This is a genomic window from Massilia cavernae (genome assembly GCF_003590855.1).
GTDB lineage: Bacteria > Pseudomonadota > Gammaproteobacteria > Burkholderiales > Burkholderiaceae_D > Telluria_A > Telluria_A cavernae.
This window is the reverse complement of sequence record NZ_QYUP01000146.1, coordinates 21,811-38,305: the sequence shown is the minus strand read 5'-3', so window position 1 is coordinate 38,305 and position 16,495 is coordinate 21,811. Positions and strand designations below refer to the sequence as shown.

General features: G+C 65.7%; 12 protein-coding genes and 2 pseudogenes. 2 read left to right on the top strand and 12 right to left on the bottom strand.

What is annotated here, in order from left to right:
* Nucleotides 1–40: 40 nt before the first annotated feature.
* The 6 genes and pseudogenes from D3872_RS19020 to D3872_RS19005 form a co-directional block, all read right to left on the bottom strand.
* Nucleotides 41–982 carry a bestrophin family protein gene (locus D3872_RS19020; RefSeq protein ID WP_119812287.1) on the bottom strand — a complete coding sequence of 314 codons (942 nt, stop codon included), beginning with the start codon at nucleotides 980–982 and terminating at the stop codon, nucleotides 41–43.
* 26 nt (nucleotides 983–1,008) lie between these two features.
* Nucleotides 1,009–1,155 carry a hypothetical protein gene (locus D3872_RS25775; protein WP_182915860.1) on the bottom strand — a complete coding sequence of 49 codons (147 nt, stop codon included), beginning with the start codon at nucleotides 1,153–1,155 and terminating at the stop codon, nucleotides 1,009–1,011.
* Nucleotides 1,156–2,129: 974 nt separating this feature from the next.
* Nucleotides 2,130–2,828, bottom strand: coding sequence for a M13-type metalloendopeptidase (locus D3872_RS27295; protein WP_307719446.1), 699 nt, complete (start codon nucleotides 2,826–2,828; stop codon nucleotides 2,130–2,132).
* A 195-nt stretch (nucleotides 2,829–3,023) separates the two neighbouring features.
* Nucleotides 3,024–4,141, bottom strand: a pseudogene (locus D3872_RS27290) (M13 family metallopeptidase); the annotation flags it as partial.
* A gap of 310 nt (nucleotides 4,142–4,451) precedes the next feature.
* Nucleotides 4,452–5,375 (bottom strand): pirin family protein, encoded by a 924-nt coding sequence (locus D3872_RS19010; RefSeq protein WP_119812286.1) that lies wholly within the window; start codon nucleotides 5,373–5,375, stop codon nucleotides 4,452–4,454.
* Between the two features lie 82 nt (nucleotides 5,376–5,457).
* Nucleotides 5,458–5,754 (bottom strand): hypothetical protein, encoded by a 297-nt coding sequence (locus D3872_RS19005; RefSeq protein ID WP_119812285.1) that lies wholly within the window; start codon nucleotides 5,752–5,754, stop codon nucleotides 5,458–5,460.
* Nucleotides 5,755–5,968: 214 nt separating this feature from the next.
* On the opposite strand from D3872_RS19005, the pseudogene D3872_RS19000 reads away from it, so the two are divergent.
* Nucleotides 5,969–6,187: pseudogene (locus D3872_RS19000) on the top strand (DMT family transporter); the annotation flags it as partial.
* 32 nt (nucleotides 6,188–6,219) lie between these two features.
* Here the strand turns inward: D3872_RS19000 and D3872_RS18995 are convergent.
* The 5 genes from D3872_RS18995 to D3872_RS18975 all read right to left on the bottom strand — a co-directional run bounded on the left by D3872_RS18995 (nucleotide 6,220) and on the right by D3872_RS18975 (nucleotide 14,988).
* Nucleotides 6,220–7,137, bottom strand: coding sequence for a diguanylate cyclase domain-containing protein (locus D3872_RS18995; protein WP_119812283.1), 918 nt, complete (start codon nucleotides 7,135–7,137; stop codon nucleotides 6,220–6,222).
* Complete coding sequence (locus tag D3872_RS18990) at nucleotides 7,134–10,586, bottom strand: hybrid sensor histidine kinase/response regulator (RefSeq protein ID WP_229459415.1); 3,453 nt, start codon at nucleotides 10,584–10,586, stop codon at nucleotides 7,134–7,136. The genes D3872_RS18995 and D3872_RS18990 overlap by 4 nt, the downstream gene beginning before the upstream one ends.
* Nucleotides 10,583–11,980 (bottom strand): oxygenase MpaB family protein, encoded by a 1,398-nt coding sequence (locus tag D3872_RS18985; protein WP_119812282.1) that lies wholly within the window; start codon nucleotides 11,978–11,980, stop codon nucleotides 10,583–10,585. Before D3872_RS18985 ends, D3872_RS18990 begins: the two co-directional genes overlap by 4 nt.
* The gene (locus D3872_RS18980) at nucleotides 11,977–12,801 is read right to left on the bottom strand and encodes a carotenoid biosynthesis protein (protein WP_229459414.1); all 825 of its coding nucleotides are present in this window, start codon (nucleotides 12,799–12,801) and stop codon (nucleotides 11,977–11,979) included. Before D3872_RS18980 ends, D3872_RS18985 begins: the two co-directional genes overlap by 4 nt.
* 72 nt (nucleotides 12,802–12,873) lie before the next feature.
* A complete protein-coding gene (locus D3872_RS18975) occupies nucleotides 12,874–14,988 on the bottom strand; it encodes a TonB-dependent receptor (RefSeq protein ID WP_229459413.1) in 2,115 nt (704 codons plus the stop codon).
* 431 nt (nucleotides 14,989–15,419) lie between these two features.
* Here D3872_RS18975 and D3872_RS18970 point away from each other — a divergent pair, with 431 nt between their 5' ends.
* Complete coding sequence (locus tag D3872_RS18970) at nucleotides 15,420–15,989, top strand: hypothetical protein (RefSeq protein ID WP_119812280.1); 570 nt, start codon at nucleotides 15,420–15,422, stop codon at nucleotides 15,987–15,989.
* Here D3872_RS18970 and D3872_RS18965 read toward each other — a convergent pair.
* Entirely contained in the window at nucleotides 15,986–16,477 is a 492-nt protein-coding gene (locus D3872_RS18965; protein ID WP_182915859.1) for a hypothetical protein, read from the bottom strand. The two genes, D3872_RS18970 and D3872_RS18965, sit on opposite strands and share 4 nt — an antisense overlap.
* Nucleotides 16,478–16,495: the final 18 nt, after the last annotated feature.

The window sequence follows — 16,495 nt, the reverse complement described above, 5'->3', positions numbered from 1 at the left end:
CGTTGTCCGCGTGAAGTCGCTAGCATAGCAAACATGCCGGCTAGGTCAGGCGATAATCGACGGGTTCCAGCGGTGGTGGAATATCCCTGTCGTGCAGCGCGCTGCGCAGGTCGATTTCAATGGCGCGGCAGATCGCATCGAGCGGCAGGTCGTTCGGTTCGACGCCGAACGGTTCTTCGATCTCGTCGCCAAGCGCATCCAGCCCGAAGAAGGTATAGGCGACGACGGCCACGACGAACGGCGTCATGAAACCGATCGAATCGACCAGGCCGAACGGCAGCAGGAAGCAGTAAATATAGGCGGTACGGTGCAGCAGCAGCGTGTACGAAAACGGGATGGGCGTATTCTTGATCCGTTCGCACGACGCGGCTGCCGCGGTCATCGACGACAGCGTGCTGTCGATGGCTGCGGCCAGGCAGGGATCGATGCGCCCTTCCTTCAGGCACAGGCGCAGGTCCTTGCCCATTTGCTGCATCAGGTAATCCGGCTTGTTGGCCGCTTTTTCCATTTTGGCGAATTCCGGCGCCAGCACCAGTTGCCTCAGGCCGTCCGGCGATGGCCGGTTGCGCAGCAGGTCGCGCAAGGAATGTGCAAAGGCGATGGCGCGATAGACCATGCGAACCCGCACGTCCTCCAGCCCGCGCCGTGCATCGGCCGGTTCGTCGCCGTCGATCAGGCTGAGGCACTGGCGCGCCAGGTTCCGGCTCCTGAGCACCAGTTCACCCCATAACTTGCGCCCCTCCCAGAAACGGTCGTACGCGGAGTTGTTGCGAAAGCCCAGGAAGATAGCAATCGGCAGCCCGATCAGGGTGAACGGAATAGTGGTCAGCGTGATCTTCAGCTCGAACAGATCGCCATGGGACCATGTCACCAGCGTGGCGATGACGATGTTGACCACCAGCGTAGGCAGGATGCGCGGCAGCACCGAGCCGCGCAGCAGCAAGAACAGCCTGAGCCCAGAGGGCCGGTCCCGGACAATCATGCCGCGTCTCCCGATCTACGGAGTGCTTAGTACAGCACTACCGAACGGATCGACTCGCCCCGCTTCATCAGGTCGAAGCCCTCATTGATACGCTCCAGCGGCAGCGTATGCGTGATCAGTTCATCAATGCGCAGCTTGCCGTCCATGTACCAGTCGACGATCTTCTTCGGCACGTCGGTGCGTCGCGCGCGCCGAGCCGAACGCCGAACCTTCCACTCGCGTCCGTCATAGCTTGGAACGACGCGTGACTGATCTTCAGCTCGCCCGCCGCACGCCACAGCCCGATATGAACGACTGCCACCCTTGTGGCAGCATCCCAGCGCCTGTCCAACGTCGTGGTATCCGAGCATCGAACGAATAGCGCGCCGCCATCGTCAGGACGATGTGTCTACCAGTTCGCCACTTCCTTCGGGTGAAAGAATCGTCATGCCCGAACCGGTCGCCATCTCCAATCGCGCGGATGAATTCGACGCCGATGATCTGTTCGCAGCCAAACCACTGGCCGCCTGAAGTATCGCAGCGCCGATGCCACGCCAAGCCGAACACCACCACGATTTGGCCGCCACGCCTTCCACCATGGGCCGAGAATACCACGCGCCACGCCGTGGCGCGCAGCCGTGTAGCAGGCCGTTTCGAACGGCGCCGTCCTTGCGGATGCGCCACCGGCGTATCTCCGGAACCACATGTAGTTCAGCGAAGGGTCGAGGTACCTCAGTTAGTGAAGATCGGCTTGCCGTCGATCGAGAAGCGCTGAGGTCGCTCCGGCTGAGTCCGCGAAACACTTGGGTCAACGAATCGCCTTGCACAGGGTTGGTCTGCGCGACAGACAGAATTTGCACTGGCGGCATTCGAGCGTGTACAGCGGAATGAAACGTGGTCGTCCTCTCACCGGGTCACGCCGCCCGACGTCGACGATGCCCCCCCATCATGCCCGAGGACGCCCGGGAAAATGCCTCCGGTCAGCGCCGACAGCGATAATCAGGTGCAGATGCCGGTGGCTCTTGATCTCGACCTAAGCACTTCGCCGCCGACCTTCCAGCCCTTCCTCGATGGTCGCGGAGCCGCGGCTCATGCAATTGGCGGCTTTTGTTCATGATGGTTTCGTGGTGTTGAACACGCCGAATCGCCAAGTCACCAATGATACGCACTAATGAAAACGAACCGGGCGCCCGGTGGCAGCGTCCTCGTCCGTCCTCAAGCGATGCGCTGACCAGAAGATGACGCGCAGCTGCTCCGGCGGCAGGTACATCTTGTCGCCCGGCTTGACGCTGAAGGCGTCGTAGAAGCCCGGGTGGTTGCGCAGGCTGCCGTTGACGCGGAATTCGGCAGGCGAATGCGGGTCGGACTTGATCTGCGCGATCAGGCTGGGGTCACGCGCCTTGCCGCGGCGCGCCTGCGCCAGCCCCATGAAGATGCGCTGGTCGGCGGTAAAGCCGTCGATCACCGGCGCCGGCTTGCCGGCCAGCGAAATCTTGTAGGCGCGGCTGGCCATGATGGCGCCGGCGTTGTCCGCGATGTTCTCGCCCAGCGTCAGTTCGCCGTTCAGCGTGTAGCCGGGCAGCGGGCTGTAAGCGCCGTACTGCGCCACCAGGATCTTGCCGCGCGCCGCGAACTTCTCGGCGTCTTCCCTGGTCCACCAGTTGCGCAGGTTGCCGTCGCCGTCGAACTGCGAGCCCTGGTCGTCGAAGGCGTGGCTGATCTCGTGGCCGATCGAAATGCCGACCGCGCCGTAGTTGATCGCCGGTTCGGCGTCCGCGTCGTACAGCGGATATTGCAGGCGCGCCGCCGGGAACACCACCTCGTTCAGCTCCGGGTTGTAATAGGCGTTCACGGTTTGCGGCGACATGCCCCATTCGCTGCGGTCGACCGCCTTGCCCAGCTTGTTAACCTCGTACGCATGCGCAAACTCGCGCGCGCGCGACACATTGCCCACCAGGTCGTTGCGCGCCACCTTCAGGCTTGAAAAGTCGCGCCATTTGTCCGGATAACCCACCTTGACGCTGATCTTCGACAGCTTTACCTGCGCCTGCTTCTTGGTTTCGTCGGTCATCCAGTCCAGCGCCTCGATGCCTTCCTTGAACGCGGCCAGGAAGTTCTTGACCATTCCCTCGACCTGCTGCTTGCGCTCGGCCGGGAAGTACTGTTTGACGTAGGCCTTGCCCACTACCTCACCCAGCGCGCGGTTCACTTCCGCGATCGCGCGCTTCTGCATGGGGCGATTGACCTGCGCGCCCGACAGCACCTTGCCGCGGAAAGCGAAGCTCTCGTCCACGAACGGCTGCGACAGGTAAGGGGCGTATGCGCTGATCAGGCGGAATTCGAAGTAAGGCTTCCACACTTCCACCGGAGTGTTCCTGATGATGGCGTTCAGGCCTGCCAGGTAGCTCGGCGGGCTGACGATCAGCGAATCGACCTTGCCCGAGATGCCGGTGTCCTTCAGGTAGGCGTTCCAGTCGAAGTCGGGCGCCAGCGCCTTCACCTGGGCGATGCTCAGCTTGTTGTAGGCCTTGACCGGATCGCGGTTTTCGACGGCGCTCCACTGCGCCTTCGCGATCTCGGTTTCCAGCGCGACGACCTGCGCCGCTTCGGCGGCGGCGTTCTTGTACCCGGCCAGCGCCAGCATGGCTTCCACGTGCGCCTGGTATTTGGCGCGCGCGTCGGCCAGCTTGGCGTCGTCCTGCACGATGTAGTAATCGCGGTTCGGCATGCCCAGGCCGGACTGGCTGATGTCCACGATATAGGCGGTCGAGTTGCGGTTGTCCTGGTGGATCGACATGTCGATCGGCGCGCCCGCGCCGATGCGCGAGAAGCGCGCGGCGAGCTTTGCAATCGACTTCTTGTCGCGCATGGCGGACACGCGCGCCAGTTCTGTCCTCAAAGGCGCCAGGCCTAGTCGTTGCGGCGCTTTTCATCCATGTAGCTGGCGTAGAAATCGCCGATCTTGCGGTTCCCGGAGCCGGCCTGCTTGTCCTGGTCGGCCTGCTCGATGATCGTGCGCACCTGCGTTTCCACGTTATCGGCGGTGATTTGGAACGCGCCCCAGCTGGAGCGATCGGACGGAATGTCGACGTCCTTCAGCCACTTGCCCAGCGAGTAGCGGAAGAAGTCGTCCTGCGCGCGCACACTGCTGTCGTGCGAGCCGATATCGACGCCCGACATCGTCCCGGCGGCCTTGCTGGCCGGGGCGATGCTGCCCGTCGCCGCGTCCGGCGCGCCCGCGTGGACGGCGGCGCCGGCAAACAGGCCCGCGATCAGGATACTGCAGATGGAACGCTTCATTCGCTACTCCCTTGTTGGTTTATGTCGCCGCCATGGCCGGCATTCGGCGATGCTAATGGAAATGGTTTGCGATGCCTAGCTCGCGGCGGATAAATCGAATATGCATGTGTTGCTGCGCGAAGACGGCACGCCGTCCCGCGCCAACAAAAACGCCACCCTCGGGTGGCGTCGATGGCGCTTGCGGTGCGCGCTAAGGATAGAACACCGGCCGGCCGGGCAGTTCGGGCAACGGTATGAACTCGGTCTCGCCCGGAATGGCCGGGAAACGCTGCAGGCGCCAGTCCTCTTTAGCCTGTTCCAGCCTTTCTGCCGAACTGGCGACGAAATTCCAGATAATCGCGCGCGGCCCGTCCATCGGCTCGCCGCCAAGCAGCATCACCCGCGCGCCGGCGCCGACGCCGGACAAGGTCACGCTCTTGCCGGGCTTGAGCACCAGCAGCTGGCCCGCGTCGAACCTGCCGTCGCGGCCAAGATCGACCGAGCCGCTGACGACATACACCGCCTGCTCGCCATACTCGGGCGGCACCACCACGCTGGCCCCGGGCTGCAATTGCACGTCCACGTAGAACAAATCGGACAGCGTGGGCACCGGCGAACGGCGTCCGAAGAAGCTGCCCGCGATGATCTTGGCGCTCACACCCTCGCCCTCCTCCACCGGCAGCTCGCCGGCGCCGATGTGCACGAACGAGGGCGCCATTTCCTCGTGCTGCTTCGGCAGGGCCACCCAGCACTGCAGGCCGGACAGCGTGGATTCGTGCTGGCGGATCTCGGGCGCGGTGCGCTCGGAATGGACGATGCCACGCCCTGCGGTCATCCAGTTGACTTCACCGGGCTGGATCGCCTGCACGGTGCCCAGGCTGTCGCGGTGCAGGATTTCGCCGTCGAACAGGTAGGTCACGGTAGCCAGGCCGATGTGGGGGTGGGGACGGACGTCGAGCCCGCGCCCGGGCGCAAAGGTATGCGGTCCCATTTCGTCGAAGAACACGAACGGCCCAACCATGCGCCGCTCGATGGTGGGCAGCGCCCGCCTTACTTCAAAATTGTCGCCCAGGTCGCGCGTACGCGGTATGACGACAATGTCCAGCGCACTTTCGTTTTCCGAAGAATCATCCATCCCTGCTCTCCATGGCAATGAAAGCGCGGCGGGCGGCATGGCCACCGCGCCGCGCGATGAGACAGTGCGCCGTTGGTACCGCTTACGCCTTCGGTGCTTCAGCCTCGCATTTTTTCATGAACGACGTTTTGGCGGCGCCAGCGAGCGGCTTGCCGCTCTTGCCGACTGCCTTGTCGGCGCAGGTCTTCGCCATCCCGGACATCATATCCGCGTCGCACTTCTTCATGAACGATTTCTTCGCGGCGCCGGCCAGCATCTTACCGTTCTTGTCCATCGCCTTGGCTTCGCATGCGGCTGCGCGTTCCTCGGGCGTGTGGTGGCTTGCCATGGCGGCGCCGGAGAGAAGAAGACCTGCTACAGCAAGAAGTAGTTTGCTCATTTGCGTTTCCTCAGAAAATGGCGAAATGCCAAGCACAAAACGTGTCGCGTGGGGTGCCAGTTGACATGTTTGTAAACATTGTCGATAGATTATTCCGAAAACTTATTTAATCAGCTATTCATACGATGAATGTTTAATATTTCGGAACAGTCGATTCCGGAGGTAACATGGCGGCCCCACACATCCAGTACACGAAGAATTGAACCCCTGGCTAATGCTGGCAATCGCCATTGGCGCCGAAATCGCCGCCACTACCGCGCTGAAGTTTTCCGACGGCTTTTCCAAGGCCGGCCCGTCCATCGTGGTGGTGGCCGGCTACGGGCTGGCCTTCTACCTGCTGTCGCTGGTGCTCAAGACCCAGGAAGTGGGGATCGTCTACGCGATCTGGAGCGGCGCGGGCCTGGCCATCATCGCCCTGGTCGGCGTGGTGCTGCTTAACCTCGCCGGCAATCCGCACGGCTGACCTTATTTGCCGCCCTGGCGCCACTCGACCCGGTTGCGCCCCGCGTGCTTGGCGCGGTAAAGCTGGTTGTCGACGGCATCGAGCAGCTCCGTGGCCGACTCGCCGCCGAATTCGGCGATGGTGGCGCCGCCCACGCTGACGGTCAGCACCGGCTTCACCAGCGACGCGCCGTGCGCCAGCGCCAGCTGTTCGATCGCCCTGCACACGCAGTCGACCAGGTACTGGGCCTGCACCGCATCGGTGTCCGGCATCAGAAGCGCCAGCTCCTCGCCGCCGTAGCGCGCCGCCAGGTCGGCCGGGCGCCGCATGAACGAGGCCACCGTGCGCGCCACAGAACGCAGCACGCGGTCGCCGGCCGGATGCCCGTAATGGTCGTTGTACTGCTTGAAGCAGTCGATGTCGAGCAGCGCCAGCGACAACGGCCTGCGTTCGCCCTGCGCACGCTTCCACTCGGCGGCGTAGACCTCGTCGAACCGGCGCCGGTTGGCCAGCTCGGTCAGGCCGTCGACATTGGCCAGCCGCTCCAGCATGCGGCGCTGGCGCACCACCTGCAGGTGCAGCGCCACCCGCGCCGTGACCACGGTCGCGTTGAACGGCTTGGCGATGTAGTCGGACGCGCCCATGTTCAGGCCATTCGCTTCGTCCTCCGGCCGGTCCAGCCCGGAAATGAAGATCACCGAAATGTGCTCGGTCAGCGGGTCGGCGCGCAGGCGCCGCAGCACCTCGTAGCCATCCATGTCGGGCATGATCACGTCGAGCAGGATCAGGTCCGGAAGGTGGCGCGCCGCACGCTCCAGCGCCTGCGCGCCGTTCTTCGCCAGCAGCACGGTGTATTCGGGCTTCAGCAGTTCGGCCAGCACCTCGCGATTGATGCCGTCGTCGTCGGCCACCAGGACTTTTTGCATAGCCGGGAGGTTCATACGCTCTCCGGCAACGCGACGTTCATGGCGCCGGCCAGCTTCCCCAGCGCCGACAGGGCGGCGTCGTATTCGATGTCCTCGACCGCCTTCCTCACCCCCGCCAGGATAGCGCCGTGCGCCGTGTGCGCCAGCACCGCCTCCAGCTCGGCCAGCACGTCCTCGGCCTGCGCGTCGTCCGACATCAGCAGCGCGCCAAGGCGGCGCACCAGCCGGTCGGCGTCGGCCGGCGCCGATGCCGCGCCGGTTTCCGGTGCCTCGATGCCTTCCAGCCCCGCCAGCACTTTTTCCAGCATCGCCACCATGCCCGCCGCCAGGCCTGCCGCCTCGTCATTGCGCCCTTCGCGCAAGGCCTGTTCGACCTCGTTCGCCATCCCCGACAGCGGTTCGGCGCCGATGTAGAAAGCGCTCGATTTCAGGTTGTGCACCAGCCGCTGTACCCGGTCGAAGCGTTCCGCCGCCAGCGCTTCGCGCAGCGCCTGCGGCGCCGACGCGTATTCGCGCGCGAAGCCCAGTACACGCTTGTGCAGGCGGGTGCGCTTGTTGTCCACGCCGGCCAGCGCCCGTTCCCAGTTCACGCCGGCGATGGCGGGCAGCGCCGCGGGCGCGCCCTTGCCTTCCGCCGCCTGCGGCAGGGTGCGCGTGTTTGGCGCGCGGCGTCCTTCCAGCCGCGCCGGGTCGATCCACTTCAGCAGCGCGCGGAACAGCAGGTCCGGGTCGATCGGCTTGGTCACGTGGTCGTTCATGCCGGCCGCCAGGCTGTTCTCGCGGTCACCTGCCATGGCGTGCGCCGTCATGGCGACCACCGGCAGCGCATATCCCATTGCGCGGATCTGGCGCGTCGCGGCCAGCCCGTCGATGTCCGGCATGGCGATGTCCATCAGCACCAGGTCGTAGTCGCCGTCGCGCACCATGCGGACCGCTTCTGCGCCATCGACGGCCACGTCCACCTGCACCGGCGCGGCGGCCAGGAAGTCGAACGCCACCTCGCGGTTGTTGGCGTTGTCCTCGGCCAGCAGGATGCGCGCGCCTTCCAGGCGCGCCAGGTCGGCGTCGCGCACGTCGGCTTTGACGTCGGCGCTGTCGTCGTCCGCCAGTTCCGGCCGCAGCACCTGCAGCAGGCTGTGATAGAGCAGCGACGGGCCCACCGGCTTGGACAGGAATCCTTCCGGCTGCGTGCCTTCGCCCTTGCGGCTCACTTCTTCGCGGGTGCAGGCGCTGACCATCAGGATCGCCGGCGGCGCCGCGAAGCGCTGGTCGGCGCGGATCTGGCGGATCGTCTCGATGCCGTCCCAGCCCGGCATCATGAAGTCCATCAGCACCACATGGTAGGGCTCGCCCGCCTCCACCGCGGCGGCCAGCATGTCGAGCGCCTGTTCGCCGTTGCTGGCCGAACGCGCGCTGATGCCGAAGGAACCCAGCATGTCGACCAGCGCGTCGGCGGCGGTGGCGCTGTCGTCCACCACCATCACGCGCACCTGCTGCAGGGCCGCCGCCGGCGGCACCAGCGGCAGCTCGGCGGCGTCGCCCACGCCAAGGCGCACCCTGAAGCTGAAGCGGCTGCCCACGCCCGGCGTGCTCTTGACCCTGATCGTCCCGCCCATCATTTCCACCAGCTGTCTGGAGATGTTCAGGCCCAGTCCCGTACCGCCATACCTGCGGCTGATCGAACCATCGGCCTGGCTGAACGACTCGAACAGCCTCGACAGCTGTTCCTCGTTCATGCCGATGCCGGTATCGCTGACGGAAAAGCCCAGCGTTACCGCGTCGGCCTGGCGGTCGATGACGGTGATGCCTACGACCACGTCGCCATGGTCGGTGAACTTGACTGCGTTGTTGGTCAGGTTGATCAGGATCTGTCCCAGGCGCAGCGGGTCGCCCACCAGCGTGGCCGGCACGCCGCGCTCGACCCGGAACACCAGCTCGACGCGCTTGGCGTCGGACTTGATCGCGGTGACGCTCGACAGGTGCTCGAGAATGTCGCCCAGGTCGAACGACACCGACTCCAGGGTCAGCTTGCCCGCTTCGATCTTGGACACGTCCAGGATATCGTTGATGATCCCCAGCAGGTGCTCGCCGGCGCCGTGGATCTTGCCCAGGTAGTTGCGCTGGCGCGGGTTCGGATCGGTCATCAGCGCCAGCCGGCTCATGCCGATGATGGCGTTCATCGGGGTGCGGATCTCGTGGCTCATGCTGGCCAGGAAATCGGACTTGGTGCGGGTCGCCGCCTCGGCACGCAGCATGGCGTTCTGCATCGCCTTGCCGCGCATGCCCAGGATGCGCATGAAGATCAGCATGTCGAACGCATTCCCGAACTGCAGCGCGTGCATGGTCCAGAAGTTGGCCTCGATGTTCCCGGCGATGACCTGGCTCAGGATCACCGACGACATGAAGCTGACCGCCCAACCGATCAGGAAGTAGGTGCCCACCGCATCGCCGCGGCGCGCGCGCATGAAGGCACCCGGAAGGCCCAGCAGCATCGGCATCACGCCCAGCGTGCTGACGATCGCCACCAGCTGGTCGACGTCGATGATGTCGGTCGCATAGCCGGCCGCCGAGATCACGGTCAGCACCGCGCCGGATTTCATCAACAGGCTGAAGGTGCGGTCGAAGCCCGGCCGCGCCAGCGCCTTTTCGACAAACAGGTAGGCGCCGCACGACGCCATCAGCGCGAACAGACCGCCCGCATGGAGCGTCATCCAGGCGTGGCCACCCCAAATGTATTCCGCGCCGATGCCGAAGAACTCGATCGAAAACATCGTGGTGCCGCCGACCAGCAGCGCGTATTTGCCGAACAGCGAATCGCCCAGCGTGATCCACTTGCCGATGTCGTACAGGAGCAGGCACAGGCTCAGGCCGATCAGCATACCCTGCAGCATCTGCTCGCTGAGCGACACCGCATGGAAGGCGGCCGGCTTGGACAGGCCGATCGGCAGGATCAGCGGCCCGCGGTTCTCGACCCGCATCAGCAGCTCGTAGCTGCCGCCGGGGGGAAGGCGAAGTGCCACGGCGGGCGTGCGCCCGCCGACCGACGACGCCCACTCGGGGTGGAACAGGTTGCCCAGCATGGCCTGCTGCCTGACCTGGCCGTTTTCGACCGCGAACACGTCGATGCGGTTGAGGATCGCGTAGTCGATATCGAGGATCCACTGGCCGTCGCTGTTGCCCGCCACGGTGACGGGAATACGCACCCACACCACCTTGTGCTCGACGCCCAGCGTGGCGCGCGCAGAGCGCGGGGCTTCGAACCGGGGCAGCGCCGCCAGCGCGCCGGCGATGTCCAGCTTGCGGGCGTCGTCGTACAGAACGGTCACGGCCGGCCAGGCTTCGATGCGGCCGGCGTTATCCTCCAGGACCAGTTGCTTTTGCAGCGGTTGCGCGGCGCCCGGCAGCAGGACGCACAGCAGCATCGCGGCGAGCAGCGCGCGCCAGCCCCGCCGGAGGGCGTTCATGCGCGCACCCCTTCGGCGGCGTCCTTGCCGCGGCCGGTCAGGCGCCGTTCCAGCGCGTTCATCCAGCGCGGCGCCTTCGGGTCGGTTTCCCAGGCGAGGGTCATCGTGGAAACCCGGTTCAGCAGGGTCGGCGGCAGCTTGAGCGGGCGGGTCTGGTCCATGAGTACCTTGACAGTGAACTGATAACCGACCACGCGGGTGATCAGGCGGGAAATCGAAAACTCGGGGAACACCAGGCGCGCGACCGTATCGATGGCGCGCGTCACCAGCATGAACAGCGTGAACAGCAGGTGCGCCAGCAGGCCGGCGCGCAGGTCGGCGCCGATCTCGCGCGCCGTATCGGCGCCGATCTCGCGCGCCGTATCGGCGCCGACGAGGAAACGTATCATCAGCACCGGGAAGGCTTTCACCACGGGCAGCGGGATCGCGTTCTCCATCGTCAGCATCAGGTCGCGGCCCAGCGCGGGACGCGGATCTGGCAGGTAAGGCGACTGGCGCCCGCGTTCCTGCATGCGGGCGAACAGGGCTTCGGCCTGCTCCATCGTGTCCGCCATCAGCGCGCGTTCGATGCCGAGCACGTGGCCCATCACGTTCCATGCGTGCAGGAAGGCTTCCTCGTCGTCCCTGGCCAGGCCCAGTCCCAGCTTGCGCAGGCTGCGCAGGAACACATAACCGAAGGTCAGCAGCGTGTACGCCAGCTCCTCCTGGTTGCACGGCAGGCCGTCGCGCGGCGTGTTCCAGCCGTGCGCGAACAGCGCCTCGTGCATGCCGCCCGCCGCCGGAGCCATGGCCTGCGGCGGCACGATGCCTTGCGCCGCGGCCGGTTCGCCGCGCAGGATCAGGTGGCGGATGGTGGCGTGGATCAGCCTTACCTTCAGCACCTGCGCCACGCCGGCGCCGTCAGGGCTGGTCAGGCCGCCCTTCATCATCACTGGGAAGATCATCGCCGCTGTGGAACGGATGCGGTATTCGGTGTTCTGCTCGAGCTGGCCGGCGATGTGCAGCACCGCCGACAGGTCGGGAATCACATAGCATTCGGGCAGGCTGGAACAGAACAGCAAGGTGCACGACAGCATGCCATAGTCGACGAACAAGGCCTCGGCGCGCTCGATCTTTGCCGGGTCGGCCCACGCGGGCAGCGCAAGGCCGGCCCGTACGTAGGCCTCCAGCGCGGCGCCCACTTCCAGCGGCACATCGGCATCGGGCTGCCACCCGCGCAGCATGCCGTTGGTCTGCCACTGCCCGATCTGGCGGTTGATCTCGCCGATGTCGCGCCATGCCGGCTGGCCGGTCCACGGCCCGAGCATGTGCGCGATGGCGGCGTCGGCCAGCGGGTCGGTGCGGCGGCGCGGATCGCCCGCGGCTTTTGGTTCGCCCGCGACGTGCGGGATCATGCCGCCACCCCGGCGCGAGCATCGGCGCCGACGCCGGTGCCACCACTCCAGCGCCACCAGCCGCACAAAGCGCACAGCAGCGGGATGCCCATCGCGAACAGCGCCACGGTGCGGGTTTCAACCGGCGAGCCCTTGAACATCTGGAACACCATGCTGCCGCCATAGATCGCCAACGGCACCAGCGCATGCCATTTCTGCACCGGCAGCGCGGCCACCGGCGCGCGTTTGCGCAAGGTCATGCGGAACAGCGACACGATCACGAAGGACACGAAGGCCCAGCCGAAGAATCCTTCCAGCGTTTCGCCGAACCACCAGCCGTCGGTCTTCGTCATGATCCAGGCCTTGAGCGTGTAGACCATGTACGGATCGGCGCCAAGGTCGTAGGCGGTGACGATCATCGCCGCCAGCAGCGACATCACCAGCGCGTGGCCCAGGCCTTCCGGGCCGTCCACCGGCGCCTGCCACACGATCAGGTTGGCGGTAACGTAGGCCACGTAGCTGAGCGCGAACCACATCAGCGGGATGATGAACGGTACCTGGCCGATGCGCGGCCCGAGCACCTCGGTGTAGGTGTACCGGCCGAAGAACCAGCCGTAAGACGCGCCCATCTGCTCGGCGAACCAGCCCACCACGACGCCGATGACCGCGAAGCGCAGCGCCGCCCGCACGCCCAGCAGGTGGGCGGCGCTGGCGAGACAGCAGGCAAACATCAGGATCGAGCTGCCGATCAGCAGCGAGGTGGTATCGGCGTGGCCGCGCGCCGCGGTCAGCAGCAGGAACACGGCCAGGAAGGCAGCGGCAAGGAACGGCAAACGACTCAACAGTGGTTTCATCATGAATGGCCGGTAGCAGTGGATCAGCGGCTGGCGCGCGGTCTCGCGCCGGCCTCCCGTTTAAAAGCGGTAGTCGAGGCGCACCCCGTAAGTACGCGGATCACCCGGCACCACCATGCCAAAACTGTCGATGGTGATTGGCAGCACCTTGTTCTCCACGTTCTTTACGTGCGCGTGCAGGCTCCAGCTGGCGCGGTCCGGCTGGTAGCCCAGGCTAAGGTCGGTCTGGGTGCGGCCCGGCACGCGGTACTGCAGCAGCTGGCTGGGCACGCTGATCATGTAGGCGGCGCTGGCGCGCGCGAAGATCCCGGCCTTGAGCTGGCGGCCATCCATGCGGAAGTTGTGCTCGTAGCCCAGCGACGCGGTCGCGCGCGGCGCGCGGTCCAGCCTGCGGCCGGCCCAGGAATGCACGCCGTCCGGCGCATACGATTTGTAGTGCGCATCGAGCAGCGCCAGCGAGTAGCTGATGCGGTCCGCCGCGGTGGCGGCCAGCTGGCCGTCCACTTCCAGGCCGGTGACGCTCGCCACGCCGGCGTTGGTGGTGACGAAGCGCGGCGCGCCCTGCACCACCATCACGCCGGACAGCTGCAGGTTCGAGTAGTCGTAGTAGAAGGCGGTGGCGTTCAGCGTGGCCTTGCGGTTCCAGAACGACGTCTTGACGCCCGCTTCGTACGAGGTAAGCGTCTCGGGCTGGTAGTACAGCGCGCCGGCCGGCACCGCGACCTGCGGCGGGCACGGAATGCCGTTTTCGACGGCACCCGCGAGGCAGCCGTCGTTGAAGCCGCCCGCCTTGTAACCGGTCGACACGGTGGCGAACGCCATCGCAGCAGGCGACACATCGTATTCCGCGCCGAGCCGCCAGGTGGTCTTGTGGGTGTCGATCGCCGCCGCGTTGAGCAGCTTGAAATCGGTGGCGGCGTTGAAGGCGGCGCCCTGCTGGAAGTTGGTCGAGCCGACCCGCGACTTGTCGTCGTCGGAATAGCGCACGCCTGCGGTCACGCGCAGCGAAGGCGCCAGGCTGTACGTAGCCTGGCCGAACACGGCCTTGCTGACGGCGGACGCGGTTAGCGGGAACACATAGTAAGGCGGCAGCCCAAGCAGCTGCAGGTCGCGGAAGCTGTAGTATACGTCCGCGTCTTCGCTGAAGTGGTAGATACCTGCCTGCGCCTTGAGCGGCCCGGCGCCGGTCTCCACGCGCAGTTCGTGCGAATCCTGGCGGTGCTTGCCGCTGAAGGTCTGGCGCACGCCAAGCGCGAAGCCGGGCGCCACACCGTAGTGGAAATTGAGCTTGTGGTCGTCGTCGAACTTGCGGTGCGAGCCGAGGTAATGCAAGGTGACCGCGCCCAGGTTCCAGTCGAATTCGGCACCGAGGCCCGACGTCGACATGCGCCCGAAGCCCTGTTCCAGCGGCGCGTTCGGCGGAATGAAGCGGTTTGTCAGGCGCGAGCCGGTGCTGGCGTCGACCCAGCGCGGTTGCTTGTCGGCGCCCACGCTGTAGAAGTTCGACACCGGGACGATGCTGTCGTTGTTGTCGCGCAGGGAGCTGGCGTCGTAGCGCAGCAGCAGCGAGGCGTCCTTGCCGATCGCCAGCCGGGCCGACAGGCGCGCGGCTTTCTCGTCGCGATCCAGGCCCAGGTCGAAGCCGGTGCCCTGGCCGTTCGTCAGGTAGCTGTCATGCTTGTTATAGGCCACGGCGGCGCGCAGCGCCAGCGCGTCGCCGACCGGCACGTTGACCATGGCGTTGGCCTTGCGGCTATTGTAGTTGCCCACGCCGACGCTGGCCGCGCCTTCGAGCTGCCTGCCCGGCGTGTTGGAGATCACGTTGACCACGCCGGCGGTCGAATTGCGTCCGTACAGCGTGCCTTGCGGCCCGCGCAGCACTTCCACGCGGTCGATGTCGAAGAAGCTGGTGTCCTGGATCTGGCGGCGGGCGATGTAGATCCCGTCCTGCATGAAGGCGGCCGAAGGATCGCCCTTCTCGGTGGCGTCGGCGTTCGACACGCCGCGAATGGTAATGCGCAATCCGTCGGCGGCGCCGTCCAGATGGACGTTGGGCAAGCGCGCGCCCAGTGCCGACGGGCTGTCGATGGCGCCGTCGCGCAAGCGTTCGCCGGCGAGGATGGTCATCGCGACCGGCGTCTTCGATGCCGGCGCGGCGGTGCGCTGCGCGGTCACGATGACTTCCGCTACCTGTTCATTGTTTGCGGGCGCGCTGTCCTGCCCCGCCACTACCTGTGCATAAGATTGTTCAACCGTTCCGCAAAACGCCGCGCAAATCAAAGCAGCTGGCAATGTCCGTTTCCATTGCCCAGACTGACTTGTCATGGATCCCACCTATCTGTTTATGATTATATTTCTCAGCCCGGCACTATCGCCCCATCTTGCCAATACATCATTTCATTTCGGCAGGAATTGTTTCACGCTGACACGATCAAAAAGTCTAACAGGTAGTGCTTCCATATCCAAACAGGATAATGTCCAGTAGGAAAAAAATTTGGCAAGCGTACACCCGGCGCGACAGCCATCAAGTCAGGTCTTGGTGGCGCAGCGCACCGTGCGCCGCACGCCGCGCTGATAGGATCGGGTTTTCTTGTACGGATACCAAAATGAAGATTTCCATCGCGTTAATCGCCATTGCCGCAGCGCTGGCTGGATGTTCGCGCCAGGATGCGCCGCCCCAGGCTGGCTCGGTACCCCAGGCAAGTGCACCGTCCGCCGTGCAAGGCGTGGCAGCCCCGGCGCCAGTCGCGCCGCCGGTGCTGTCCCCCGAAGGCTACGGCGCGATCCGTTTCGGCGCCAAATTGGCCGACGCCGAAAAGGCGCTGGGCAGCAAGGCCGAACCGGAGGGAGCGCGCGATCCGGCCTGCAGCATGGTGCGGCTGGGCAAGGCACCGGGTGTGCGGCTGATGGTGGAAAACGGCGTCATTACGCGTGCCGACGCCGATGCCGGCACGCCGAACAGCCTGGGCGTCGCGGTGGGCGATTCGCTGGCCCAGGTACGCGCCAAGGCGCCGGCCGTGGAAGCCGGCCCGCACAAGTACCTGCCCGAAGGCCACTACCTGACCGTCAAGGGCAAAGGCGGGACCGCCATCGTGATGGAAGAAGACGGCACCTCCGTTACCACGATCCGCGCCGGGTTGCAGCCTGCCGTCGCCTACGTCGAAACCTGCGGCTAGCGGTTGGGCCGGCAGGCCTTGCCTTCGTACTGGTGCCGGTTGAACTTGTATTCCTTGCCGTTCCAACGCACGACCGGGAAGCAGAAACCGGGGCCGCCTACCTCGATATCCGGCCAGCCACCCTTGCCTTTCGTCGGCAGGAAGGTGGCGATGCCGGTGCCGCCGCCCATCGCCTTCCAGCGACCGTCGGCCTGCTTCGAAACCAGGGTGTAGGCGGCGCCGGTATGACCGTAGCAGTAGGTGCCGCCTTCGGTGATCACGGCCTCCGGACGGCCGTCGCCGTTCAGGTCGCGCACTTCGGCGATTGCGCCCGGCGAATAGGTGGGTGTCGGGTCGTCGCAGCTGCGCCACTGCTTGCCCTTGAGCGTGAAGCCGGCCGCCTTGAAGGCGGCGGCCTCGTCGCTTGGCGCGAGTTTGGAACTGGCGCCGTAGGCCGCCGTACAGCAGGCAAGCAGCGCCGCGCCTGCTATCAAGAGTGAGGAGTTCATTGCCGCCGTCCTTTCCGC